At 38.3% G+C, this 25266-nt stretch carries 22 protein-coding genes; 16 read left to right on the forward strand and 6 right to left on the reverse strand.

The window, feature by feature from the left end; genetic code table 11:
* Nucleotides 1–37 precede the first annotated feature (37 nt).
* From ACJVDH_RS03740 to ACJVDH_RS03750, 3 genes are all read left to right on the forward strand, one after another.
* A complete protein-coding gene (locus ACJVDH_RS03740; protein ID WP_443946235.1) occupies nucleotides 38–1426 on the forward strand; it encodes an ammonium transporter in 1389 nt (462 codons plus the stop codon).
* 38 nt (nucleotides 1427–1464) lie between these two features.
* On the forward strand, nucleotides 1465–2493 hold the full coding sequence (locus ACJVDH_RS03745) for a porin (RefSeq protein WP_443946236.1): 1029 nt from the start codon (nucleotides 1465–1467) through the stop codon (nucleotides 2491–2493).
* Nucleotides 2494–2587: 94 nt separating this feature from the next.
* Nucleotides 2588–3169 (forward strand): DUF4468 domain-containing protein, encoded by a 582-nt coding sequence (locus tag ACJVDH_RS03750; RefSeq protein WP_443946237.1) that lies wholly within the window; start codon nucleotides 2588–2590, stop codon nucleotides 3167–3169.
* A gap of 29 nt (nucleotides 3170–3198) precedes the next feature.
* Here ACJVDH_RS03750 and ACJVDH_RS03755 read toward each other — a convergent pair whose 3' ends face one another.
* Complete coding sequence (locus ACJVDH_RS03755; RefSeq protein WP_443946238.1) at nucleotides 3199–3669, reverse strand: SRPBCC family protein; 471 nt, start codon at nucleotides 3667–3669, stop codon at nucleotides 3199–3201.
* Between the two features lie 290 nt (nucleotides 3670–3959).
* Nucleotides 3960–4433 (reverse strand): ribonuclease H-like YkuK family protein, encoded by a 474-nt coding sequence (locus ACJVDH_RS03760; RefSeq protein WP_443946239.1) that lies wholly within the window; start codon nucleotides 4431–4433, stop codon nucleotides 3960–3962.
* 219 nt (nucleotides 4434–4652) lie between these two features.
* On the opposite strand from ACJVDH_RS03760, the gene ACJVDH_RS03765 reads away from it, so the two are divergent.
* From ACJVDH_RS03765 to ACJVDH_RS03790, 6 genes are all read left to right on the forward strand, one after another.
* The gene (locus ACJVDH_RS03765) at nucleotides 4653–4871 is read left to right on the forward strand and encodes a hypothetical protein (protein WP_443946240.1); all 219 of its coding nucleotides are present in this window, start codon (nucleotides 4653–4655) and stop codon (nucleotides 4869–4871) included.
* Between the two features lie 33 nt (nucleotides 4872–4904).
* Nucleotides 4905–6209: a DEAD/DEAH box helicase gene (locus ACJVDH_RS03770; RefSeq protein WP_443946241.1), complete on the forward strand. Its 1305-nt coding sequence runs from the start codon at nucleotides 4905–4907 to the stop codon at nucleotides 6207–6209.
* A gap of 71 nt (nucleotides 6210–6280) precedes the next feature.
* On the forward strand, nucleotides 6281–6511 hold the full coding sequence (locus ACJVDH_RS03775) for a DUF1456 family protein (RefSeq protein WP_443946242.1): 231 nt from the start codon (nucleotides 6281–6283) through the stop codon (nucleotides 6509–6511).
* Nucleotides 6512–6533: 22 nt separating this feature from the next.
* Nucleotides 6534–7232, forward strand: coding sequence for a GDSL-type esterase/lipase family protein (locus ACJVDH_RS03780; protein ID WP_443946243.1), 699 nt, complete (start codon nucleotides 6534–6536; stop codon nucleotides 7230–7232).
* Nucleotides 7233–7488: 256 nt separating this feature from the next.
* Entirely contained in the window at nucleotides 7489–7845 is a 357-nt protein-coding gene (locus ACJVDH_RS03785) for a hypothetical protein (protein ID WP_443946244.1), read from the forward strand.
* Nucleotides 7846–7867: 22 nt separating this feature from the next.
* Nucleotides 7868–8254 carry a hypothetical protein gene (locus ACJVDH_RS03790; protein WP_443946245.1) on the forward strand — a complete coding sequence of 129 codons (387 nt, stop codon included), beginning with the start codon at nucleotides 7868–7870 and terminating at the stop codon, nucleotides 8252–8254.
* A gap of 106 nt (nucleotides 8255–8360) precedes the next feature.
* On the opposite strand, the gene ettA is transcribed toward ACJVDH_RS03790, so the two are convergent.
* From ettA to ACJVDH_RS03805, 3 genes are all read right to left on the reverse strand, one after another.
* Nucleotides 8361–10040, reverse strand: coding sequence for an energy-dependent translational throttle protein EttA (gene ettA, locus ACJVDH_RS03795; protein WP_443946246.1), 1680 nt, complete (start codon nucleotides 10038–10040; stop codon nucleotides 8361–8363).
* A gap of 146 nt (nucleotides 10041–10186) precedes the next feature.
* Nucleotides 10187–11521: a paraquat-inducible protein A gene (locus ACJVDH_RS03800; protein WP_443946247.1), complete on the reverse strand. Its 1335-nt coding sequence runs from the start codon at nucleotides 11519–11521 to the stop codon at nucleotides 10187–10189.
* Between the two features lie 34 nt (nucleotides 11522–11555).
* Nucleotides 11556–12887 carry a paraquat-inducible protein A gene (locus ACJVDH_RS03805; protein ID WP_443946248.1) on the reverse strand — a complete coding sequence of 444 codons (1332 nt, stop codon included), beginning with the start codon at nucleotides 12885–12887 and terminating at the stop codon, nucleotides 11556–11558.
* Between the two features lie 290 nt (nucleotides 12888–13177).
* Between ACJVDH_RS03805 and ACJVDH_RS03810 the strand changes: the two genes are divergently transcribed.
* Nucleotides 13178–13525 carry a hypothetical protein gene (locus ACJVDH_RS03810; RefSeq protein ID WP_443946249.1) on the forward strand — a complete coding sequence of 116 codons (348 nt, stop codon included), beginning with the start codon at nucleotides 13178–13180 and terminating at the stop codon, nucleotides 13523–13525.
* Between the two features lie 85 nt (nucleotides 13526–13610).
* Here ACJVDH_RS03810 and ACJVDH_RS03815 read toward each other — a convergent pair whose 3' ends face one another.
* Complete coding sequence (locus tag ACJVDH_RS03815; protein ID WP_443946250.1) at nucleotides 13611–14756, reverse strand: clostripain-related cysteine peptidase; 1146 nt, start codon at nucleotides 14754–14756, stop codon at nucleotides 13611–13613.
* A 534-nt stretch (nucleotides 14757–15290) separates the two neighbouring features.
* On the opposite strand from ACJVDH_RS03815, the gene ACJVDH_RS03820 reads away from it, so the two are divergent.
* From ACJVDH_RS03820 to ACJVDH_RS03845, 6 genes are all read left to right on the forward strand, one after another.
* Nucleotides 15291–16934 (forward strand): fimbrillin family protein, encoded by a 1644-nt coding sequence (locus ACJVDH_RS03820; protein ID WP_443946251.1) that lies wholly within the window; start codon nucleotides 15291–15293, stop codon nucleotides 16932–16934.
* 25 nt (nucleotides 16935–16959) lie between these two features.
* Nucleotides 16960–18396: a fimbrillin family protein gene (locus tag ACJVDH_RS03825; protein WP_443946252.1), complete on the forward strand. Its 1437-nt coding sequence runs from the start codon at nucleotides 16960–16962 to the stop codon at nucleotides 18394–18396.
* Nucleotides 18397–18922: 526 nt separating this feature from the next.
* Nucleotides 18923–19312 (forward strand): hypothetical protein, encoded by a 390-nt coding sequence (locus ACJVDH_RS03830; protein ID WP_443946253.1) that lies wholly within the window; start codon nucleotides 18923–18925, stop codon nucleotides 19310–19312.
* Nucleotides 19313–19451: 139 nt separating this feature from the next.
* Complete coding sequence (locus tag ACJVDH_RS03835) at nucleotides 19452–20570, forward strand: efflux RND transporter periplasmic adaptor subunit (protein ID WP_443946254.1); 1119 nt, start codon at nucleotides 19452–19454, stop codon at nucleotides 20568–20570.
* A 77-nt stretch (nucleotides 20571–20647) separates the two neighbouring features.
* Entirely contained in the window at nucleotides 20648–23806 is a 3159-nt protein-coding gene (locus ACJVDH_RS03840) for an efflux RND transporter permease subunit (RefSeq protein WP_443946255.1), read from the forward strand.
* Nucleotides 23793–25229: an efflux transporter outer membrane subunit gene (locus tag ACJVDH_RS03845; protein WP_443946256.1), complete on the forward strand. Its 1437-nt coding sequence runs from the start codon at nucleotides 23793–23795 to the stop codon at nucleotides 25227–25229. Before ACJVDH_RS03840 ends, ACJVDH_RS03845 begins: the two co-directional genes overlap by 14 nt.
* Nucleotides 25230–25266 lie beyond the last annotated feature (37 nt).

The raw sequence follows: 25266 nt of genomic DNA on the forward strand, positions 1-25266 counted from the left end.
AACTATTTAATCTAAACAAAACAATAAACTAAAAATTATGGGTAAATTCTCTATCAAACAATTTGCACCTTTCGCGATTTTGATGATTGTTGCAATCGCTTCGTTATTTATTCCTTTACTTCCCAATTTTGATGAAGGGAAGTACAACTCTGCAGATATTGCATTTGTATTAATATCTGCAGCATTGGTGTTTTTAATGACACCAGGATTGGCATTCTTTTATGGAGGTATGGTTCATCGTAAAAACGTCCTGTCTACTATGATTAAAAGTGTGGTAGCAGCAGGTGTTATTACCGTACTGTGGACAGTAGTTGGCTTTAGTCTTGCTTTTGGAGATAGTATAGGCGGTTTTATCGGGAATCCGTCTACATTCTTGTTTTTTCAAGGTGTAAATTCTGGCCCGGCATGGGGAACCATTCCATTGTCACTCTTCGCGGTATTTCAGTTAATGTTTGCGATCATTACTCCAGGTTTGGTTGTAGGTGCCGTTGCGGAACGTATCCGTTTTACATCATACATTCTGTTTATTGTATTATTTGCCATTTTCGTGTATTCTCCACTGGCACATTGGACATGGTCGCCAGAAGGCTTCTTGTTAAAAATGGGAGTCCTGGATTTCGCGGGCGGAACCGTGGTGCACATTTCTGCAGGTATGGCGGCTTTAGCTGGAGCATTGGTATTGAAACGTAGAAAATCTCACTTAGAACATAAAGAAGTTCCACCGGCAAATATCCCTTATGTATTAATTGGTACAGGTTTACTTTGGTTTGGATGGTTCGGTTTTAACGCTGGCTCTGCGTTAAGTGCAGGTTCATTAGCGGTTTCTGCTTTTCTGACAACCAATACAGCTGCCGGTGCTGCAGGTTTATCCTGGATGTTTTTTGACGTAGCAAGAGGTAAAAAACCTTCCGTTTTGGGTTTCTGTATTGGTGCGGTTGTAGGTTTAGTAGCCATTACGCCAGGTGCAGGTTTTGTGAGCATTCCATCAAGTTTATTTATTGGCGTAATTGCTGCTGTTGTTTCTAATCTTGTTGTTTCGTGGAAACAAAAAACAAGTTTAGATGATACTTTAGATGTATTCCCTTGCCATGGTGTTGGAGGTATTGTTGGTATGATTTTAACCGGAGTTTTTGCTACTAAAACAGTAAACAGCTTGGGTGCAGACGGACTTCTATATGGTGGTACAGACTTCTTTTTAACTCAGGTAAAAGGTGCTGTCATTGTAATTTTATTCAGTTTTGTAGTATCATTCGTAATTTTCAAATTCATTAACCTGATCCAACCAATCCGCGTTTCTGAAGAAGAAGAAGAGCTAGGACTTGACCAATCTCAGCACAACGAAAAATATAGCCAGGGAACCTTGTTGGTTGAAGAAAAACTGACCTATATCGAAACACATGCACCGCTAACTGAACCGATCCTTTAATCGGATAAGCCGCTCATCTAAACCTTAAACAGCTCAACATGAAGAAATTATTGTCTGCTATATTTACTATAGCGAGCACTACGTGTGCCCTGGCCCAAGAGGCTTCTACACCACTTGAATTTTCAGGATCGGTGGATACTTATTACAAATATGACTTCGCTAAACAGCCGGGAAATATTAAGACATCGTTCGCAACCGATCATAACTCGGTATCGTTAGGGATGATTGATTTGGTTTTAAAGAAAAAAACGGGTAAGGCTTCGTTTGTTGGAGAACTTTCTTTCGGACCGAGAGGTCAAAGCCAATCTATTCCAAGCGCGGATAATACGTATAGCGAAACTACTAATAGTTTTCATATACAGAACCTCTATGTGAACTACGATTTTACGGATCAGTTTTCGATGACAGCTGGTTATATGGGAACTTTTGTGGGTTATGAAGTGATTTCACCGGTTGGTAATTTCAACTATTCAACATCGTATCTTTTTACTTCCGGCCCATTCCAGAATGCAGGTATTAAAGCCACCTATAAATTCTCTGATAAAGTAAGTTTAATGGCAGGTTTGTTTAACGATTGGAATGTGTATTCTGCCACAAGAGGTGTCTCGGCGGTTGGTGGGCAATTGATGGTATCTCCTGTTGAAGGTTGGACTGCTTACCTGAATGTACTTTCTGGTGCTGGAGGATATGGTTATGGGACTATAGAGGATCTAACTACAACCTATCAGATTACAGAGAAGTTTAAATTGGGTTTAAATGCTGCCAATTATGATACGAATGACGATGGCGGTGGTTATGCTGGTGTAGCACTATATCCTCAAGTTGCCGTTGCGAGTGCAGTTACTTTAGGCTTGCGTGGCGAATATTTTAAGACGAAAGATGTTGGAACTGTAGCAGGCACAAAGTACACAGCAGTAACACTTACAGCTAATGTAAAATCTGGTGGCTTAACCTTTATTCCTGAGGTGAGACTGGATCACAATAATGACAAACCATTCCTAAATAAAACAGGATTGACAGCGCCTAATGCCGGTCAGTTTTCTTTAGCAGCTGTTTACGCTTTCTAAAAACTGCATATCATTTAATAGCCGCCAGATTAAAAGTTTGGCGGCTATTTTTAGTTTTATACCTTAGTTACCAAAATTACAGTTAACTTGTTTTATGAAAGTATTCATCCTAGCATTTCTGCTACTTTTTACTTCGAAACTTTTTGCCCAGCAGAAAGAATTTCCACTTGATGATCGTGGAAAGTACATCTACTATGAAATGATAGAAGGACAAAAAGCGAGTGCAGATTCTTTATTGAAGAAAGCATCTTCTTTTGTTGAGTTGAAATATAAAAAAAACTTTAAATCTATAATTGTTAACGATGCTGAGTTAAATGCTGAAGGAAAGTCTGTTTTAGATAAATCTGTGCTTATTGCAAATCGCCCGATAGGAGAAATTACTTATCACTTTCAGTTTGAAGTTAAAGCGGGAAAATACCGGTTTTGGCTCACGGATTTTCTTTTTATACCTTATCAGCGCGATCGTTACGGAAATTATGTTGCTTCTACATCTATCGGAACGCCCCTGGAAACAAATCCGGGCAAGCTCAATTCTGGAGAATGGAAGGCAATCATTTCATCAGCCTATGAAAAATCTGAAGCTATTGCCAAAGACTTTAAAGAGTTTTTAGCAAAAAAAACAGTACCTGTTACCAAGAAAGTTACTCAAAAAGTAATTTCTACAGATAACTGGTAGTAAGTTATTGTTCAACTGCAGGATTGGATTTAACGTATTTTGCCAAATATTTCTTCGACTTTGGTGAAACGAAAGCTAAAAATGTCTTTGACTTTATTTTTAACGATCAAACCATTGGCTATTTTACCGATTGGCCCCCATCCAATAGCATAATGTAGTATATCTTTCATGATTACGCCACCCTGAATTTCATCAAAATGATGATAGTGATGCCAGAATGCGAAAGGCCCAAAACGCTGTTCGTCTATAAAATATTCTTGATCCTTTACATGTGTAATTTCGGTAACCCAGTTTAATTTTATTCCGTATAAAGGAGCCACTTTGTAGGTAATAATCATGCCCGGAAACATTTTGTCTTCAGCTGTTATCGGTGATGTTACGTCGAAAGTCATATCCTTTGGCGTAATTTCTTGCAAGTTTAATGGTGAAGAGAAGAAGTCCCATGCTTGTTGTAGGCTAATCGGGAGTTTCTGAGAAAATTCAAGTCGATAAGTTTTCACGGTGTTTTTTTTATTAGGAACAGCGAAATTAGGGTTTTGTTGAGAAAAAATTGAAAGGCTGAAGTCGGAAGTTCGATGTCGGAATGCTTGCGAAAAAAATGTTGCAATTTAAACCGCGAATATCCGGAAGGAATCTGCGGGAATTTTAAAAAGTTTGAAGGTTGGAGATTGGCATCAAAATAATCGTTGTAAACACGGACGACGTATATTACTTCAATTTTTGGCACGAAATCCCCATAAGCCGAACTCAATCAGCAGGATAAACGGCAGATCAAGAAATTAATTTACGCTTAATGCACCATTTTATCTGCACAGGTAGAACTTGCAAAAGCTTCTGGTTTTGCTTTGAAAATAAATCCCATGCTTAAGATATAACCCATTGCATCGTTAAGTGCCTTATTCGATTTAAACGATGGATTTGTGTTAATGTCAGCGTGTACTTCCAGAGCAACATCATAAATATCCAGTAAATCACAAATAGAATAGGCGGTTTCAATAGATTTTTGCACTTCGGTAAGCATTCTTTCCTTTATGCTCAATTGCTGACTACTTTTCTCCTGATGAATGTACATAAAGCCGCCATGATGCTCTCTAAGCAGCACAATTACTGTTGCAAAATCGGTTAAAGCACCTTTAACCTGAGAGTCTGTGCCAATGCAAACTTTAAGCTTGTAGCCGTTATCGGTTTCTCTGATGATGGCTTGTTCTACTTCTTCCAGAATGGACGAGTGAATTACTTCTCCGCTGAATTTTTTCCAGGTCATACAATTTTGTTCTTTGAGGTTAACAAATGGTAATCACGTTTTTATAAAAATAAGGGCTAAGAATTAAAAGCATGTTAAACTTTTATTGTTTAATTGCTAACAAAATATTAGTTATCAACAAGTTAATCATAATATGTTGTTTTGATCGTGTATTCTCGAAACAATTATAAAATACAGTCGTTGTAATTATATATCATTTACAGACTAAAATAAATTGTTATGAAAACTGAATTGATCCAAGAATTTCAACTTTTGCAAATGAGTAGGGCGAATAAAATAGCCGAAGATTTAGCAGATCGTGTTATTTCATCAGTAGACGCATTAAATGAGAAAGTGAGTACATCAATTACTAAGCGTGGAAAAATGTTAATGATGTTGGAAAATCGGCTTAATCTATCTTCTCTTAAACGATTTCAGAAGCGTTTTTTTAAATCTTAACCTAAGGCAGGGCGAATTGATTATCTTTGCAGGATGATTGAAAATGCTCTGAAAAAGCTTAATATAACCGCACTTAACCCAATGCAGCAGGCTGCACTTTCTGCAGCAGGCAAATACAATAACATAAAACTTATTGCGCCAACGGGTTCTGGCAAAACGCTGGCATTTTTACTTCCGTTGCTGGGTACTTTGAAGCCCGAAGCCAAAGGTGTGCAAGCGCTTGTTTTGGTTCCTTCAAGAGAGCTGGCTTTACAAATTGAGCAGGTTTTTAAACAGATGGGAACGCCATACAAAATAAATTGTTGCTATGGCGGGCACGCGGTTCGTATCGAAAAGAACAACCTTGCAAATCCACCTGCTGTATTGGTAGGTACTCCGGGGCGTATTGCTTATCATATGGAGCACCGTAATTTTGATGAATCAGGAATAGAAACCTTGGTGTTAGATGAATTTGATAAATCGCTCGAATTTGGTTTCGAGGCCGATATGTCATACATCATAGGTTTTTTAAAATCGTTGAACCGTCGCATTTTAACTTCGGCAACAGCAATGAATGATATTCCACCATTTGTTCAATTGCAAGATGCATTTTCAATAGATTTTTCAAATGATAATCCACTAAAACCTGCGTTAACCATAAAGAAAGTCATCGCGCCAGCAGCAGATAAATTAGAAGTTCTTTTTAATTTACTCAGTAAAATTGGCGGGAAAAACACGCTCGTTTTTTGCAACCATAGAGAAACTGTAGACCGCATTAGCGATTTATTATTTGAACAGGGCTTAGAACACGACGTTTTTCATGGCGGCATGGAGCAGTTTGAACGGGAAAAGTCTTTACTTAAATTTAGAAATGGAAGCCATAGAATTTTAATTACTACAGATTTGGCTGCGAGAGGTTTAGATATTCCGGAAGTAGAAAACATTGTTCATTATCAATTACCATATACAGAAGACGCTTATATTCATAGAAATGGCCGCACCGCTAGAATGAATGCTACCGGTACTGCATATCTGGTGATGACCGATGAAGAGCAATACAAGTATTTACCGGAAGATGTGGAAACCGAAAATCTTAAAGAAAATTACAAGCTGCCGAAGGCCAGTGAATGGCAAACACTCTATCTTTCTTACGGTAAAAAGGACAAAATCAATAAAATTGATATTGTGGGGTTATTTTTACAGAAAGGCGGATTAGGCAAAGAAGATTTGGGCTTAATAGAAGTAAAAGACAGTACCAGTTATATTGCCGTAAAACGCGACAAAGTTGAGGAACTTTTAAATACACTTAGTGGCGAAAAAATAAAGGGCAAAAAACTGAAACTTGCTATAGCGAGCTGATAAAACAAATGCTTAAACAGAATAAATTAAAATGCTTAACAACACATATCTGTTCCAATAATTAAACCAAAATGAGCAACAACGACATATTAAAGAAACTAAGAGTAGCATTATCTCTAAAAACAGAAGACATTATCCATATTTGTGATTTAGTTGGTTTTAAGGTTACTAAAGCTGAACTTGGGGACATTTTCAGAAATGATGATCACGAAAATTTCAAACCATGCGGAGATCAGATTTTGAGAAATTTTCTGAATGGTTTGGTTATTTTTAAAAGAGGTCCGCGGGAAGAAAAAAAATAAAGTCCTGTAAAATATTAGTTTAATGAAATTCAATATTCTATTAATAAGCTTGCTGGTTTTTACTTCGAGCTGTTATTCCCAAAAGAAAGCCACCAAAGAAGATTATTCTGATGACTGGGCTGCATTATACAAATATCAACAACAAAATCTTGAACTCGGCTTACCGAAAAAAGGGGAGAAGCGTGTGGTGTTTTTAGGCAGCTCTATTTTTGAATTTTGGAAAGAGAAAGATCCAACATATTTTGAAGGAAAGGGTTATATCGACAGAGGAATTTCTGGGCAAATTTCACCGCAATTGTTAATTCGTTTTCGTCAAGATGTAATTGACTTGCAACCGAAAGCAGTAATTATTCTTGCTGGAAGTAATGATTTAGCCGGAAGCAAAGGCCATGTTGACAATAAAGTCATCATGGATAATATTCGCTCCATGGCAGAACTGGCAAATTTAAACGGTATAAAAGTTATTCTTTGCAAATACCTTCCTATTTATGAATATCCGTGGAATAAAGTTAAAGCTGCAGAAAGTATTATCGCATTAAATAATGAAATTGAAACTTATGCAAAAGCGAATAAGTTTACCATTCTGGATTATTTCACGCCATTAAAGGACGAGCGAAATGGACAGAAAGCCGAATGGACTGTAGACGGTGTACATCCAAATCTGAAAGGTTACAAAGTGATGGAAAAAGTTACCGATGAAGTTATAAAAAAAGTATTGTAGGGAATTATGGCTATAGTTATATAGCCATAATTTTTTAAGTTAAACTTTCAGTATTTTTTGAAAATTAAATAATTATTCTTTAGCTTTACTCTGTGAAACAAAATTTAAAAAAGAGAAATTGAACCGGGACTTTGAAAGGTAAAAAATTTGAAATAATGTTTCATTATTTACTGAAAAAATAATTATTACTGATTGGTAATTGAATAGTAGTAATCTCATCAGTAATATGGGGTTTAATAGAGAAAAAACAGTCATTATGTTACTTATTATGAATTTCAATGTACTTGGTTATAGCTTATTTACACTATTGATTGTTGTAGTCATTTTGGTGGTTGGGCAGCTTTGCTATAAGAACGGTAATATATATGTTGCCGCACTTATACCAGATCGTAAAGATTTATGTGAACACATTAATAAGATTCTTTTGGTGGGTTATTATTTGGTAAATATTGGATATGGAACGATGACATTTATACAATGGGAAACTATTCTATCTGTACAACAATTGGTAGAAACATTGGCCATAAAGGTAGCCTGGATTTTGGCCATTCTATGTTTTCTTCATTATCTGAACATTTATTTGCTTACAAAAACCATTCATAAATTCATTTAATTTCAACTTAAATTTCATCATTATGGAAACTTCAAAAATTCTGATCGGTTATGCCATTTATCTTCCTATCGCAGTATTATTGACTTTTTACGTGTCTAATACATTATTTAAAAACAGTAAAATTTACATGTTGGATATTTTTAAAGGACGTGAAGAAATTGCATTTGCGACAAACAAATTATTTGAAACAGGATTTTATCTGCTCAATATTGGATTTGCATTATTGATAATGAGGATCGTGTCTTACACAAATTCTTACCAAACACTTGTTGAAATTCTGGGCGTGAAAATTGGTGGTTTTGCAATTTATCTGGGCGTGATGTTATTCCTGAATATGTATTTTTTCTTTCGGGGAAAAAGAAAATCCAAAGAAGAGGTAGCGGCTAGAGTGGTAATTGAAGGACGCTGAATAAAATCTATTTAATAACACCTGCGGAAAAAATCACATCATAAAAAAACCTGTCAAGATATATCACCATTTAGAAATCTTGACAGGTTTTTTCTATTACTGGAATTTATCCCAGTTTTTTGTATCTGATGCGTTTTGGTGCAACATCGCCCAATCTTTTCTTGCGGTTTTCTTCATAATCAGAGTAATTTCCTTCGAAGAAATAAACTTCAGAATTGCCCTCAAATGCCAGAATATGCGTACAGATACGATCTAAGAACCATCTATCGTGACTAATTACTACTGCGCAACCGCCAAAATTTTCTAAGGCCTCTTCCAAAGCCCGTAAAGTATTTACGTCAATATCATTGGTTGGCTCATCTAGAAGTAATACGTTAGCACCTTTTTTCAAAGTGATGGCCAAGTGCACGCGGTTTCTTTCTCCACCAGATAAAATTCCTACTTTTTTCTGCTGATCGCCGCCATTGAAGTTAAATTTCGATACATATGCACGTCCATTTACTGCTTTGTTGCCCAGTTGAATGTTATCCAATCCGTCGGTAATATTTTCGTATACCGTTTTACCAGCATCGAGGTCATTGTGCATTTGATCTACATAACCTAATTCTACAGTTTCACCTACGCGGAAAGTTCCTGCATCAGGTTCTTCCTGTCCGGTAATTAATCTGAAAAGCGTTGTTTTACCAGCTCCATTGGGGCCAATAATTCCAACGATACCAGCCGGAGGCAAGGCGAAAGTAAGATTATCGAATAATACTTTATCGCCATAAGATTTGGTCACGTTTGTAGCTTCAATGACTACATTACCCAAACGTGGCCCTGGTGGGATAAACAATTCCAGTTTGTCTTCTCGTTCTTTTGAATCTTCTGAAGCCAGTTTTTCATAATTGCTTAAACGTGCCTTAGATTTTGCATGACGGGCCTTTGGCGCCATTTTTACCCATTCCAACTCGCGCTCCAAGGTTTTTTGGCGTTTGCTTTCCGTCTTTTCTTCCTGGGATAAACGTTTTGCTTTCTGATCTAGCCAGCTGCTGTAATTTCCTTTCCAAGGAATACCTTCTCCGCGGTCGAGTTCCAGAATCCATCCGGCAACATTATCTAAGAAATATCTATCGTGGGTTACGGCAATTACCGTTCCTTCGTAATTCTGTAAAAACTGTTCTAACCAATCAATACTTTCTGCATCCAAGTGGTTGGTAGGCTCATCCAGCAGGAGTACATCAGGATGTTGAAGCAACAAACGGCACATGGCAACTCTGCGGCGTTCACCACCAGAAAGTACAGCAATTTTAGTTTCCGGATCAGGGCAGCGTAATGCATCCATTGCGCGTTCCAGTTTGTTGTCGATTTCCCAGGCACCAGTGGCGTCTATTTTATCCTGAAGTTCGCCTTGGCGCGCAAGAAGTTTATCCATTGCATCTGCATCTTCGTATACTTCTGGCAAACCGAATTTTTCGTTTATTTCTTCGTATTCTTTAAGTACTGCTGTAATTTCAGCAACGCCTTCTTCTACCACTTCGCGTACTGTTTTTTCCGGATCTAGTTCAGGTTCCTGAGCCAGATAACCCACAGAATATCCGGGAGAAAATACAACCTCGCCTTGATAAGATTTGTCTAAGCCGGCAATGATTTTTAATAAAGAAGATTTACCGGAACCATTTAGACCGATTACGCCAATTTTGGCTCCGTAGAAAAATGAAAGGTATATATTCTTTAAAACTTGTTTTTGCGGTGGGTAAATCTTATTTACACCCGCCATTGAAAAAATTATTTTCTCGTCTGACATGTTATATTGATGTTCTATCTGCTTGCGCAGCAATTTTTATTTCCAGTAGGGTTACAAAGATAGAAACAACGGGCTGATTAAAAAGTGCTTTATTGGATAAGCTTGTTTTTCTTTTTGGTAAATAATTCAGCTCCAAAGAAAGACTATTAGCACGGGCCATTTAATTTGTCAATGCGTTTTAAAATTAATGTAAGCAGGGCTGCATAAACTACATATCCTACAAAAACAAAAAAACCGAGTTGCAGTGCAGAGTTGTTGGCGGTTACGGTTTTGAGCGTATCGTTTTGGATGTTTAATCCAGAAAGCTGGCTTTTCAAAATACCATTTAGTCCGATATAGGTCATTGCGATGCCTACAACCATTACGTCTGCCATATCCCACTTTCCTAAATCAAAAGCTAAAAATCTCAATATTTTCGGGTTGTTGAAAAGATGACTGCAGGATACATGCAGCCCGCGTGCAATTAGGCGTAACATGGGCAGCAAAATGACAAACAGCAGCAACAATACGCCAATAAGAACTGCATCTGGTTTAGGTTGTTCGATCAAACTTTTAATAATTCCCAGAATACTTTTGCTTTGAAAAAAAAGAACCTGATTGTCAAACGCCAGCTTATCGCCCAATAGAGAAAACTCTAATGTTTGTATTCGCGCATCTACTTCAATAATTGGTGATGAAATGCCAACACAAAGCAACACAAAAGCAAACAACAATGACATTACAAACAAGACACCATGCAACTGTGTTTTGTTGCGAAGCAGCAGCCACAATACAATGGCAATTGCAACGCATGCAAACATGGCAAGAACAAAGCGAACAGATTCTTTTTTAATTTCGGCAAGGCGGGAATTGATGTTGTTTTCAAAAGCTTGTTTGTTATTTACATGGTATTTTTTATAAATATTACGCTCTACAGTAGTAATTGTGGTGTCGCTGTTATCATAGGTTTGGGCTTCCAGTTCATCCATTTTACTGGTGGCAATACCTTTAATTCTTTCCAAGCTTTGTCTGCTGGTCATTTTAACCACAATAGTACGTGCAAAAGTTGGAACTTGGGCATGAACTTCATCAACATCTACAAAACTGTTAAAGGCAAGTTTTTTTAATTTCCCGCCTAGGCTTTTTTGCGGTTTCGTTACTTCTTTAACGGCTTTATTAATCAGATTATGGAGCTGTTTTTCAACTTCATTCTGCATATCAGCCTTTTGTTGTTTTGTAAGGTTGAAACCTTTTACCCGCCGATCAACAACTGAAGCAATTTTTTCTCCCCAGCGGTCTACAGAGAAAATACCAAACGTAATGTTATTAGAGAGGCTATAATCTTCTTTAACACTTTTCTGCTCTATGGAAAGTTGTTGAAAGCGAAAACCAAAATAGGCTGCGCCGAGCAGTAAAACAGATAAACCTGTAATAAGTGCAATTGTGGCAAAACGATTTTTGCCGGTTTGCTTATTCTCTGGGATTGTATTACTTGTAGACATAGATCAATCGTTTTGTTGTGGTTTGGCTTTTGTATTAATGTGCATCATGCGGTGTGATGGCTTTTAGAATGGTAGAAAGTACCAGTCCATAGAGTACAAAACCAATAAATATAATGTAACCCGGTTGCAGCGCGGTGTTATTTGTGGTGAGGATGGTTAAGGTATCATTTTTTATATTAAGCGCCTGAAGTTGCCCTTCCAGCAAACCATTTAAACCGATATAAGCCATTAAAATTGCAATTACAATAACATCTGCCATACTCCATTTGCCAGATTGAAAAGCGAAATATTTAATGATTCCATTTTCTGCCAAACGCCGGCTGCCCAAAAGGTGAATACCGGTTGAGGTGAGTTTAACCACCGGAAAAAGAATACTGAAAGCCAGAATGAGGACGCCAACCAAAATGGAATCTATTCCGCTTTGGCTAAGCAGCACATGCACTACATCCATAATACTTTTGCTTTGAAAAAATAACACCTGATCGCTAAAGACAACGTGCTCGCCCAGCAAAACAAAATCCAGAGAACGGATTCTGGCATCCACTTCAATCATTGAAGCGGTAAGCCCAACGGCCAGAAGAATAAAAGCAAAGAGCAAAGACATGATAAAAAGTACGGTATGCAAATCGCTGCGTTTTCGCAACAGCCACCAGAATGTAAGAACAGTAAGAATACAAGCAAGCATACCAAATGAATAGGCATAGGTTTCTGAACGTATCTGAGAAAGTGCCGCCTGAAGTTTTTTGTTTAATGCAGGCGTAGAATTTACTTTGTATTTCTGATACATGGTTTTTACGGCTGCCTGGTTGGCAAGGAATACACTATCCTGGCTTTCTTCCTTAGCAAGTTCATTAAATTGGCCAATAGCCATTCTGCCAAGTTGTTTTTTATGAGTTGGTTTATCTACTTCTGCAATAATTTTATGTGCAAATTCCGGAACCTGTGCACGTATGCTGTCAGAATTTACAAAATTACGGATAGCAAATTTCTGGATTTTTCCGCTGATGGTTTTTTTTGGCTTATTGACCAAAGCTTCTGCTTTATTGATCAGCGCAAGTAAAACCTGTTCAACTTCTGTTTGAAGCACTTTCTTTTGCTTCCTGGTCATTTTTAAACCGCTTACCTGATGATGGACAATCCGCGCAACATTATCTTTCCATTGTTGCACAGAAAATAAACCGTACGTAATGTTGTTGATTTCGGAATAATCTTCTTTTAAGTTTTCCTGATGATTAGAGAGGACGTGCAAGCGATAAGCAAAAAATGCTTCTGCGCCGAGCAAGAGTAGCAGCGCAATTACCAGGGTCATTTTTGCCTTGAAACTGCCGCGTTGCTTTCCAGATTTTTCTTTTTGTTCCAAATTCATTGATCTGCAGAATTTATATCGATACGCAATTGTCAGACATTTTTTTACTTTCAGAAAAAAGCAAATAATTACACTTTATTTGGCCAGGTATCGGCTGATAAAACCGCAGAAAAAGCAAAAAGTTTTAAGAACAGATTAAAAATTAAAACGCTTCAATCTGCGCGATGAACTTCTGGTTATAGAAAGTATAAGCATATAAAAGAGATGCAGAACCAAAATGTTACAGATGCAATTGCATTGAACTTGCAAAACTTCTGATTAAATTGCTGAACACACAATTGAAATATCTTATGAAATTAACCAATCTAATTTACGCGACGGGCATCGCTGTATGCCTGTCCTCGTGTATCTTGTCCAGTCCTGCTTACTTCGGAACTACGTATAGTGCAACAACAAAAGTTCAGACTTTTTATTCAACCGGCGACATTAAAGCGCCCTTCGAAGTTATCGGTCACATGAACATTACAACAGGTTCATCGCAAAATGGACAGGAGCGCGCACGTGCCAGCGTAATCGAGAAAGCAAAAGAAATCGGGGCAGATGCAGTAGTTTTTTCTGACTTAAACCGACAGGTAAACCACAAAACCACAGATGATTTCACCATTAAAGTAGAAGTAATCAAGTTTAAAAAACCTTAATCTATTGCTGCTGATTTAAAATTTTGCTCAGCAATCTATACCTAAAAAAGGTTGCTGAGTAATTTTCTTTGCTCGGCAAAAATATCTATTGCCCAAAAAGGATATTAAATCCACTGTTTGGATACCAGGCCAGTCTTTTATAATAGGTTAAATTGGGATCTGTTTGATTAGGAATGTAACATGTCAAACCATAAAAAGTTAAAATCGGCACGCCCAAAAACTTTGCAGTAGCTTTTTGATAAAGTATTGTTTTTTGAAGTTGCGCTTGTATGTCTGGCAAATCTGCTGTCGTAAAATTATGCGAAAGAAAATCTCCGAAATCATACACTGCAACAGGGAAATTTGATGTAAAATCTAACCGTTGGATTCCCGTTTTAGAAAAATCATCACCAAATTTCTTGGTTTTTGATATTAGATTTTTCATTTGATTCGCCAATAGAACCATTTCTGAAGTGTTGATTAAAACGACGGTTGCAGACTGCCTGTCGTCTGTGTAAGCATTATAATGGTTGTAGTAGGTTTCTGCAATTTGTTTCAGGTTTTCGGGCGATGTTTTAAAAAGCAGTGGCGCAATTTTATCGTAAGGAAAACTTTCTGAAATGGTTTCTGCCGGCGAGGCGATGATGTATTTTGCCTTATCTTTAAATTCATATAAAACTTCTACGCCACCCATAGAACAGGCATCGAAAATGATGTATTCAAAAGAATCTGAAAGCGCATTTTTCATATCAATGATGTCCATTTCCTTGCCATTATCGCGCCCGAAAGATTTTGTGGTGACGCCAGAGTTGTTTGGTGGTGCCCACGATGTGGCGTGCGACCATAAAACCAGTCCATAACTGTTTGCAGGATATTCTGTTTGCGCATAACTGATCACATCTTTCATAAACTGAACGTCTGATGGATTACTGGCCTCGAAGGTTTTTACAGTATCGCTCACAATCCGGTTATCATCCACATCATATTTAATTTTTAACAGGTAAGAACGTATGCTGCTGGTTTTAATGTACACCAATAAAACACCATCAATGTTTTGTGCGCCTTTTTCCATATTGTTTATGCTGTTTAAGGCGTCATAACGTAAATCGTTATTGGCTTCCATGTAAACCAGTACCATTTTATTTACTTTTTCTTTGGCCGCAATACTGGTTTCTTTTTTACAGGAAAAATGAACAGAGACCATCAAAAGGAAGAAAGAAAATTTAGCAAAGTGTTGTAGAGCAGACTTCATATCGGGCGTTTGGCAATACAAAAATACTCAAAATCAACCGACTAAGAAATCTATGCAGAAACGTTTGGCTGGATAAACCAACGAATACAGAACGGTTGTGTGGAAAAGATTTACATACCAAAACTCCTCTTCTTGCTTGTAATTGTAGATTTAGCTTTGTGCTGTTTTAATAATTTTTGTTTTCCAATTGTTTGGTAAATAGATGTTTGATTTTTTTTAGGTTGCGTTTTATGCCATTGTCTTCAAAAATTCGCGCGTTTATCATACCAGATAATTTTGCCGAAGCGAAATTTTTCATGTTATGGTTTCTTTACGATTTTTTGGTAAAGCACTGCAAATCTTAACCTAAGCTTGTCCGATTGTTAACAAAAAGCTTACGTGCCGCGCCGTTTCTTTGTATCCGGAATTTACGGCAGCAATAGCTTAGATTCTTTTACTAATCATTAATGGACAAAAAAATACGCTCACTCAAGTCGAATTGCCGCATTTCCTCTGCGCGGTAAAACCTAAATCGAAACAATTTTAAAAAATCATATGAACAAAAATCTACATTTAACGAGCATTGCGCTGCTCTTACTTTTCGGCACGGCCTGCCGTAAAGACAAGAAGCCAGAAGTAATTAACGAAAGCCGTACCGCTGTACAATTTACTTCGTCTATCAACGGACAGGTAAGAACAAAAGCAGCTGACAACAGCTGGGATGCGAATGACAACATTGGTGTATTTATGAAAAAAGGAACGGGTTTAGCCAATATCCTTTCAGACAATAAACAATACACAACTTCTGGCGATGGCCAGTTCAAAGCAAATGCAACAGATCAAACCATTTACTATCCAGAAGATGGCAGTACAGTTGATTTTGTTGCCTATTATCCTTACAAAGTTTCTCTTACTGCAAACACGTATTCGGTTGATGTAAGTAACCAAACTGTTCAAAGTGCAATTGATTTATTGTATGCAAACAATGCGCTTAACTTGAGCAAAAACAGTTCAAACGCTAATTTGGTATTTACACACCAATTGTCTAAAGTAGAATTAACGGTTAAAAATGGTACTGGTGTAACCAATTTGGACGGTTTAACTACAACTTTTTCTGCTTCTACAACTACTGCAGATTTTGATTTGGCTACAGGGGCATTAACTGCGAAAGCACAGACTGCAGATATCCAGGCCAGAACATCAGTAAAAAGCGGCGTTACCGTTTCTGAAGCTATTTTAGTTCCTTCGGCAACAGCATCTGCACAGAAAGTTGTTTTCGCTGTAGGTGGAAAAACCTTCACATGGACAATGCCTGCCGATACCAAATTTGAGCAAGGTAAAAAATACAGCTACGAAATTGAGTTAAAAGGCGAAGGAACAGGAGCTGTTGGTACAGCATTATCACTTAAAGCTGTTGTGACCAACTGGAATGAAGTTCCGTCTGGTTCCTATGTGGTTGATGGAGAAACGGTAACGATTCCGCCAGTAACTTCTGGTTATATGGAAACGCCAATTGTAACTACAGACGAAAATACTGTTTATGTAGCGCATGATTTTCCTGGCCGTACAGGTGTAAGAAATTACGCCATGTTATACGATAAAAAATATAAAATGGCTTATTGGGTAGCGTATCCATTACATGCATCTTATATTGGTAGTTCAGGTCGTTCTGACGCATGGGCTTTCGATCCAAGAATTTCTCAGGATGCACAAGTAAACCTGAGCAGCTCTTTCGGAAATGGTTATGACCGCGGTCACCAGATTCCAAGTGGAGACAGAACTGCAAGCCGAGATTTGAATGCAACAACTTTTTATTATTCAAATATGACGGCTCAGGTTTCATCAATGAACCAGGGCATCTGGAATAATCTTGAGCAACAAGTTAGAACATGGATGGCCCAAAGCGATACCTTATATGTAGTAACTGGTGCAGCGATTAAAACTAAAACCGACGAAAACATTACGTATTCTAAAGGTTCTGCAATTCCTAAATACTACTACAAAGCTTTAGCGATGAAAAAAGGAAATGTATACTATACTATCGGTTTCAAAATCGACAACATCGTAATTCCTTCATCTTCATCATACAATACATATAGAATGAATGTAAGCGATCTTGAAAAAGAAACTGGTTATACATTCTTCCCTAAAATCTCTAATGCTGCTAAAGCAACAATCGATACATCTATCTGGAAATAAAATAAATTAACCCTTTTAAAATAAAATGAAAAATCAGAACATTTTCTTAGCAACTGCACTTACCATGTTTGTAATGAGCAGCGCTTGTAAAAAAGACAAAACTCCTCAACCAACACAACCAGTTAATGGTACAGCAGTAAATTTCTCTGCAAGTATTAATGGACAGATCAAAACCAAAGCCGTTAACGACGCTTGGGAAGCAAACGATCAGATTGGTGTATTCATGAAAACCGGTACAGCTTTAAGTAATGTATTGGCTGCAAACAAAGCATATAAAACTACTGGCGACGGAACTTTCAATCCATCAGCAACAGATCAAACCATTTATTTCCCTGAAGATGGTAAAACTGTAGATTTTATTGCTTATTATCCATTAAAAAGCACTTTAACCACAAATACGTATGCAGTTGATGTAAACAACCAAAGCAACCAGGCTGCAATTGATCTTTTGTATGCAAACAACGCAACAGGTTTAAGTAAAACCAGCTCTGTAGCAAGTCTTGTATTTTCTCACCAATTGTCTAAAGTAGAATTTACAGTTAAAAAAGGAACTGGCGTTACAGACTTAACCGGTTTGGCTGCAACAATTTCTGGCTTAAACACTAAAGCAGATTTCGATTTGGCAACAGGTGTTTTAAGCAATGCCTCTCAAGTTGCAGATCTAAATGCTAAAGTAAACTCGAGTACAACAATAACTGCAGAAGCGATTGTTGTGCCAACTGCAGATGCTAGTACAGCTGCGGTAAACTTTACTTTACCAGGATCAAAATTCAAATTGAGCCTTGCTGCAGGTACAAAATTTGAAGCAGGTAAAAAATATACTTACGAAGTTGAATTGAGAAATGGCGTTGCCGGAACACCGGTTGCTGTTGCCATTACAGCTACAATTACCAACTGGACTGATGTTCCTTCTGGTTCTTACGTAGTAGATCAGGATAAAGACACGACTACGCCTCCGGTTACAGGTACAGAAGAAACATTATTCACGGAAACTTTCGGTGTGGGTGCAGCGACAAATAAACCTAAAGTAAATGCATATACAGGTTGGGCAAATTCTTCTTTCACTTTCAGCGATAGCTACGGAACAACAGATTTGAGAACAATTAGCGCTTATCCAGATAATATTCACGCTTGGTTCCCTGCAACTAAAGATGCATCAATGGTTATTTCAGGTATCAAAATTTCCGGATATACTAAAATTAAGCTAAAATACGAGCTTGCTCCAAACGCTTCATCTGCAAGTTCTGTAACCAATGTAAATGTAATTACGGTTAAGGTAAACGGTGTTGCTATTACAGTGCCTAGTCGTCAATTGACAAATGCAGACAATAATAAATTCTCTGTAGTGGAGTTAAGTGACATTGCGGTAACTGGCGACAATACAATCGAATTTTTCGGTTCGGCAGCAGCCAATACCTTAGGTTTGCGTTTAGATAACGTAACCATTATTGGTGTAAAATAATTTAATTAAACGCTCAAAAAAAGCGCGTGTCGGCAAATGCCTGGTACGCGCTTTTTTAGTATAAGAAATATCTGTTTCTTAACTGGTAGAACTATTAACAAGTAGTAAGCGGAAATGAAGTCTGCATTATTATGCGACGTTATGGAACTGGCAGTGTAGGTTCTGCAAGTACTTGAAAAATCAGTACCATAAATAATAGAAAAGTAACCGCGCCGGCAAATGTGTGAAAAGTTGCGGTAATTCTTACGGTAGGTGATTCAGGTAATTAGAAATCCGATATCAATTTTATTAAGGCCGCTTTACCAATTGAAAAGTGTTTTTTTTCGCTTGAACTCATAGGTGACCCCACAGGTTTAGGCGTTTTTTATACAACTGAAATAATTGCAAAATGACTCGTTTTCAGGTTGTAGAAGAATATTATTTGAGGGAGACCAGGCTTCTTTTTCGTAAAAGTTTCAATTCTGTTACATCTCAAAAACCCTCGAGACATCTGTAAATGTTATATTTGTGCCAACAGGGTAGGTTAATGGCAAATAAATTTCAAAATAAGCAAGTAAAATTTACTGCGCTCAAGCTTTTTGTGCTTGTGGCACTTGGTATGTTTTCGTTGCTTTCTATTGCCTTAAGTTTTTCTGATGACTTTTCTGAGGAAATCTTCGCATCATTTGATGGAAATTCTATACAGAACAAAGTTGGAGATACCATCCATTTTTTTCCTGAAACAGCTGTTAAAGCCAAAGTTGCCAAATACCAGAAAAAACACAAACACCTTAATGATTCCAGTGTTGATTTTCATCTCTATCAAAAGAAATTAACAGCCAGGCTTAATCTGGTTTTGGCCGATGTTTCTGGTTATAAAACTCCATATTTTCGTTCCCGTGTATATTCTTTTCTGTATCGTTTAACATACTTCTAAACGTAGTTTTCAACTTTCTGAACAATTAAACTGACATCCTGAACGGGTTGATGTTTCTCTATGCAAATTTTTTGAAAACTTAAAGGCAGCATTTCCCAAACTACAGGAGTTTTGCTGCATAAACATACACTAGATACACATGAAAATAAAATGGATGGTTATACCAGTCCTTGCAGCTGCTTTGCAATCTTGCTCAGTTGGCGAAACCAGGAAAAAAGATAATGATATTGCAGAAATCCCGGTTCTGAAACTTGAGGTACAGGATACTTCTTTGGCTGTAGATTACGTGGCCGATATTCAAGCCATTAAAAATATAGAATTGCGCTCCCGTACACATGGTTTTATCGATCAGGTTTTGGTAGATGAAGGTCAAAAGGTAAAAAAAGGTCAGCTTCTTTTCCAACTTAATGATAGAGAATATGTAATTGCGCTGAATAAAGCAAAAGCCAATCTGGCCAGCGCACAATCTGCGGCAAGCATAGCCACGGTAGAGCTGGGCAGAATTAAAACCCTGGTTGAAAAGAAAGTGATTTCCGCAACGGAGCTTTCATTAGGAGAAGCGAGACTTAAAGAAGCAGAAGCAAATATCAAAACCGCAAAAGCCATGATTGATGATGCGAATCAAAAACTATCGTATGCGCGGGTACGTTCGCCATTTGACGGGACGATAGACAGGCTTCCGTTTAAAGCGGGTAGTTTAGTAGATGAAGGTGCCTTATTGACAACACTTTCAGATACGCGCCAAATGTATGCTTATTTCGATGTTTCAGAAAATGAATATCTTCAGTTTGTACGGAATGGCAAGGGGCGTTTTGAACTCAACAAAGAAACTTCACTTATTCTTTCGGACGGAAGTCTTTATCCCTTAAAAGGTAAAATACAAACACATGAAAGTGCATTTTCTGGAAATACAGGTTCTATCGCGTTTCGTGCAATTTTTGAAAACCCCAATCATATTCTTAAACACGGTGTATCGGGCAAAGTCCGCCTAAGATCTCAAATTAAAGGCGGTTTGCTCATCCCTCAGAAATCCGTATTCGAAATACAGGATAAAAACTATGTATTTGTAGTTGGGAAAGACAGTATGGTCAAGATGAAAAGTTTTGTGCCAAAGATGCAGCTTCCAGGATATTATGTGTGTCAATCTGGTTTAAAACCCGGAGAAACTATAGTATATGAGGGCGTACAGAATATTCGTGATGGTGCAATGATCAAACCGGTTTATACCTCAATGAAAGATCTCCTGGCCAAAAAATAGTTTAGTATTTCATTTTTCGACAAATAAGATTCGCGGGTGATTTCCCGTCGAATGGCTTTTGTTTTTATCTCAAAAAAATGGTAGAAACCTTTATAAGAAGACCTGTGCTTTCGCTGGTCATCTCTCTCATATTGATTTTATTGGGCGTACTCGCCCTATTTAAATTGCCAATAACCCAATTTCCGGATATCGTTCCACCATCAGTTGTAGTTACGGCAAATTACAATGGCGCCAATGCAGAGGTTTGTGCAAAAGCTGTTGCAACCCCGCTGGAGCGCGCGATTAATGGTGTACCCGGAATGACGTACATGAACTCTGTAAGCAGTAACAATGGCGTAACGTTAATTCAGGTGTTTTTTAACGTAGGTACTGATCCCGATCAGGCAGCAGTAAATGTACAGAACCGTGTAACAACAGTTTTGGATGAATTGCCCGAAGAAGTAATTAAAGCCGGCGTTACAACGGAGAAGGAAGTAAACAGTATGCTTTTGTATCTGAATGTAACCAGTACTGATAAAGACATGAACGAAGAGTTCATTTACAATTTTGCCGATATTAATGTGCTGCAAGAACTTAAACGTATAGATGGTGTAGGTTTTGTAGAAATCATGGGCGCGCGCGATTACTCCATGCGGGTTTGGTTAAAACCAGATCGGATGTTGTCTTATGATATTTCTTCTGAAGAAATTATCAATGTAATGCGCAAACAAAATATAGAAGCAGCGCCTGGCGTGGCCGGAGAAAATTCTGGCAAAGGCCACGAGGTAAAACAATACGTTTTAAAGTACACGGGTAAATTCAACAGCAAAGAAGAATATGAAAACCTGGTGCTCAAAGCCGATCGCGACGGAGCCCTGGTACGCTTAAAAGATGTTGCCGATCTGGAATTTGGAACAGTAAGTTATGATATGGTTTCTAAAACCGATGGCAGCCCCTCTGCATCTATTATGATTAAACAACGCCCAGGTTCTAACGCCAGCGAGGTTATTGACAACATCAAAACTAAAATGAAAGAGCTGAAAGCCACAAGCTTTCCGCCGGGTATGCAATACAATTACGCGTATGATGTATCGCGTTTTCTTGATGCCAGTATTCACGAGGTGCTGCGCACATTGATAGAAGCATTTATCCTCGTGTTTATTGTCGTTTTTATTTTTCTACAAGATTTCAAAAGTACCTTAATTCCGGCTTTGGCCGTACCTGTGGCATTGGTTAGCACGTTGGCTTTTCTACAGATTATGGGCTTTTCCATTAATATTCTCACGCTTTTTGCACTTGTTTTGGCTATTGGAATTGTGGTAGATAATGCCATTGTTGTAGTTGAGGCCGTGCACGTAAAAATGTCTGAAGAACATCTGCCACCAATGGAAGCAACAATTGCTGCCATGAAGGAGATCAGCGGAGCTATTATTGCCATTACGCTTGTAATGTCTGCTGTATTTGTTCCTGTCGCATTTTTATCTGGTCCGGTGGGCGTTTTTTACCGCCAGTTTTCACTTACATTGGCCATTTCCATTGTTATTTCCGGGATAAATGCGCTAACCTTAACCCCTGCACTTTGCGCTTTAATGTTAAAACATAGTGATACCAGTAAAAAGAAAGCAAACCTGATGCAGCGCTTTTTTAACAGCTTTAACAAAGGTTATGAGCGAACTGAAGGCAAATTTGCAAAACTGGTACGTTATGTTATTGGCAGGAAGCCGGTTACTTTAGGTATTTTGTTGTTTTTTATACTGGCTACGTGGTTAGGCGTCAGTATTTTGCCTTCAGGTTTTATTCCTACAGAAGATCAGGGAATGATTTACGTAAACGTAACCACGCCGCCAGGCTCTACAGTAGAGCGTACAGAAAAAGTTCTCGACCAGATTGAAGCGGCAACCAAAGGTTTGCCAGCCGTAGAAAACGTGAGTACTTTGGCAGGCTACAGCTTAATGAGCGATATTACCGGCGCATCTTACGGTATGGGGATGATTAATCTCGAAGCCTGGGAATCCAGAACGGAAAGCGTAGACGAACTGATTGCCGAGCTTAAGCGTAAAACCAGAGGCATCAGCGATGCTTCAATAGAATTTTTCTCACCACCAACCGTACCGGGTTTTGGAAATGCCAGCGGTTTTGAGTTGCGCTTACTCGATAAAAACAAAAGTGAAGATTTAAGTAAAACAGCCAAAATTACCAATGATTTTCTCGCTGAATTGCGTAAAAGCCCTGCGATTTCGGGAGCATTTACCAGTTTTGATCCGAATTTTCCGCAATATATGATTCATATTGATCAGGATATGGCTGCACAAAAAGGAGTAACAATTGACAACGCGATGAGTACGCTTCAAACTTTGGTGGGAAGTTATTATGCAACAAACTTCATTCGTTTTGGCCAAATGTATAAAGTAATGATGCAAGCCTATCCGCAATATCGAGGCAAACCAACGGATCTTTTAAGCTTGTATGTAAAAAACGATCGCGGCGAAATGATTCCGTATTCTACCTTCATTTCTTTAGAAAGGGTGTATGGGCCAGAGCAGATTAACCGATACAATATGTATCCTTCTGCAATGATTAACGGAGATGCATCTGCAGGTTTTAGCAGTAGTGATGCCATTGCAACGGTAGAAAAAACAGCTCAGGAAAAGCTGCCGCGAGGTTTCAGTATAGAATGGTCTGGAATGACCCGCGAACAAATCCTGAGTGGAAACCAGGCGATCTACATTTTTATTATTTGTTTAATCTTTGTGTATTTGCTTCTCGCTGCGCAATACGAAAGTTTTCTTTTGCCATTGCCGGTTTTACTTTCACTTCCTGCCGGGATTGCCGGAGCATTTTTTACGCTTAAACTGGCGGGCCTGGAAAACAACATTTATGCACAGGTTGCATTGGTCATGTTAATTGGCTTGCTTGGTAAAAATGCTATCCTGATTATTGAATTTGCAGAACAGAAAAGGAAGTCTGGCTCTTCTGTAATTGATGCAGCACTGGCCGGTGCGGTGTCTCGTTTACGCCCAATTTTAATGACTTCTTTTGCTTTTGTTGCCGGATTAATTCCTTTGTGTATTGCAACCGGAGCCGGCGCAGTTGGTAACCGCTCAATCGGGATGACTGCCGTTGGCGGAATGCTCATCGGAACACTTTTCGGTGTGGTTTTAATCCCCGGCTTGTATGCAGTTTTTGCTGCAGGAAAAGCTAAACAAGAACAAAAAAAGTTAATCCTTAACACAAACACTTCACATGAAACCAACTAAAATAAATTATATATATACGTTTTTGTTTGTCTGGAGTTTGTTTTACCTCAGTTCTTGTGGTTCCGTAAAACAAGCCGCTCTGCCAGCATTAAAGAAAATGCCGGATAGTTTCAGCAGACTTGATGATGCACCAGTGGAAGCACTTAGCTGGAAAGCAATATTCACTCAAAACGATCTTGAAAAACTAATTGATACGGCACTTAAAAACAACCTTGATTTGAAATCCGGAATGCAACGCGTATTGGTTGCCGGCGCCAATTTAAAACTTAGCAAAGCCATGCTTTATCCATCTTTGCAAGCGAATATTTCGGGAGGATTGGATCGATTTGGGAAATATACCATGAATGGTGTTGGAAATTATGATACCAATTTCTCCACCAACCTGAACAGCAATCAGTTAATTCCAAACCCTACGCCGGATTATTTTGCTGGCTTTAGAAGTTCCTGGGAAATCGATATCTGGGGCAAGTTGTCCAAAAGAAAAGAAGCAGCATATAATCGTTATCTGGCCAGCGCCAAAGGTTTAAAATGGTATCAGACTCAATTGGTATGCCAGGTAGCAGAGCTTTATTTTGAACTGGTTGCGTTGGATAAAAAACTTGAGATTGTAGAAAGGAATATAAAAGTTCAAAACCATGGATTGGAAATTGTTGAAGCACAAATGACAGGTGGCAGGGCTACGGCTTTAGCTGTAAGTCAGTTTAAGGCACAAAGAATTGCTACAGAAGCCAAACAGTTTCAGATTCGAAAGGCAATTATTAAAATAGAAAATGATCTGAATGCACTTTTGGGGCAATATCCCGGTACGCTTGAGCGTGATACTACAGCAATTACGAAAAAATTGCCTGAGAAAATTTATGCAGGTATTCCGACCAAAGTTCTTTTAAGCAGACCCGATATTCAGGAAGCCGAATTGGCTTTGAAAGCAACTAAAGCAGATGTTTCTGCGGCGAGAAAAGCATTTTTTCCATCGTTAACCTTAGATGCATATGCGGGTTACAATGCATTCAAATTACCATTGTTATTTTCACCAGGTTCACTCGCGGCAGGTTTCTTGGGTGGTTTAACGGCTCCAATATTAAATCGCGCAGCACTAAAAAACAGCCAGTTGCTGGCCAATTCAGCGCAGCAGTCTGCGTTTTACGACTATCAGAAAAGCATTATTAATGGGTATTCTGAAGTGTCATCGCAACTTGGTGCTTTAGAAAATCTAAAATCGGCATATCAGTTTAAATCCCGTGAGGTAACAGAATTAAAAACTGCAGTGTCTACTGCCAACGATTTGTATTTAGCCGGTTACGCCAGTTATTTGGAAGTAATTGTTGCACAAGGCAGCGTTCTGAATGCTGAAATGGAACAAGTAGATTTAAAACGTGAATCTTATGGTGCACTGATTGGTTTATTCAGGGCACTTGGTGGTTAATTTTTCTAAATCATCCGGTATTGTTTTCTCTGCCGGA

It is taken from the genome of Pedobacter terrestris (genome assembly GCF_052343045.1).
Classification (GTDB): domain Bacteria; phylum Bacteroidota; class Bacteroidia; order Sphingobacteriales; family Sphingobacteriaceae; genus Pedobacter.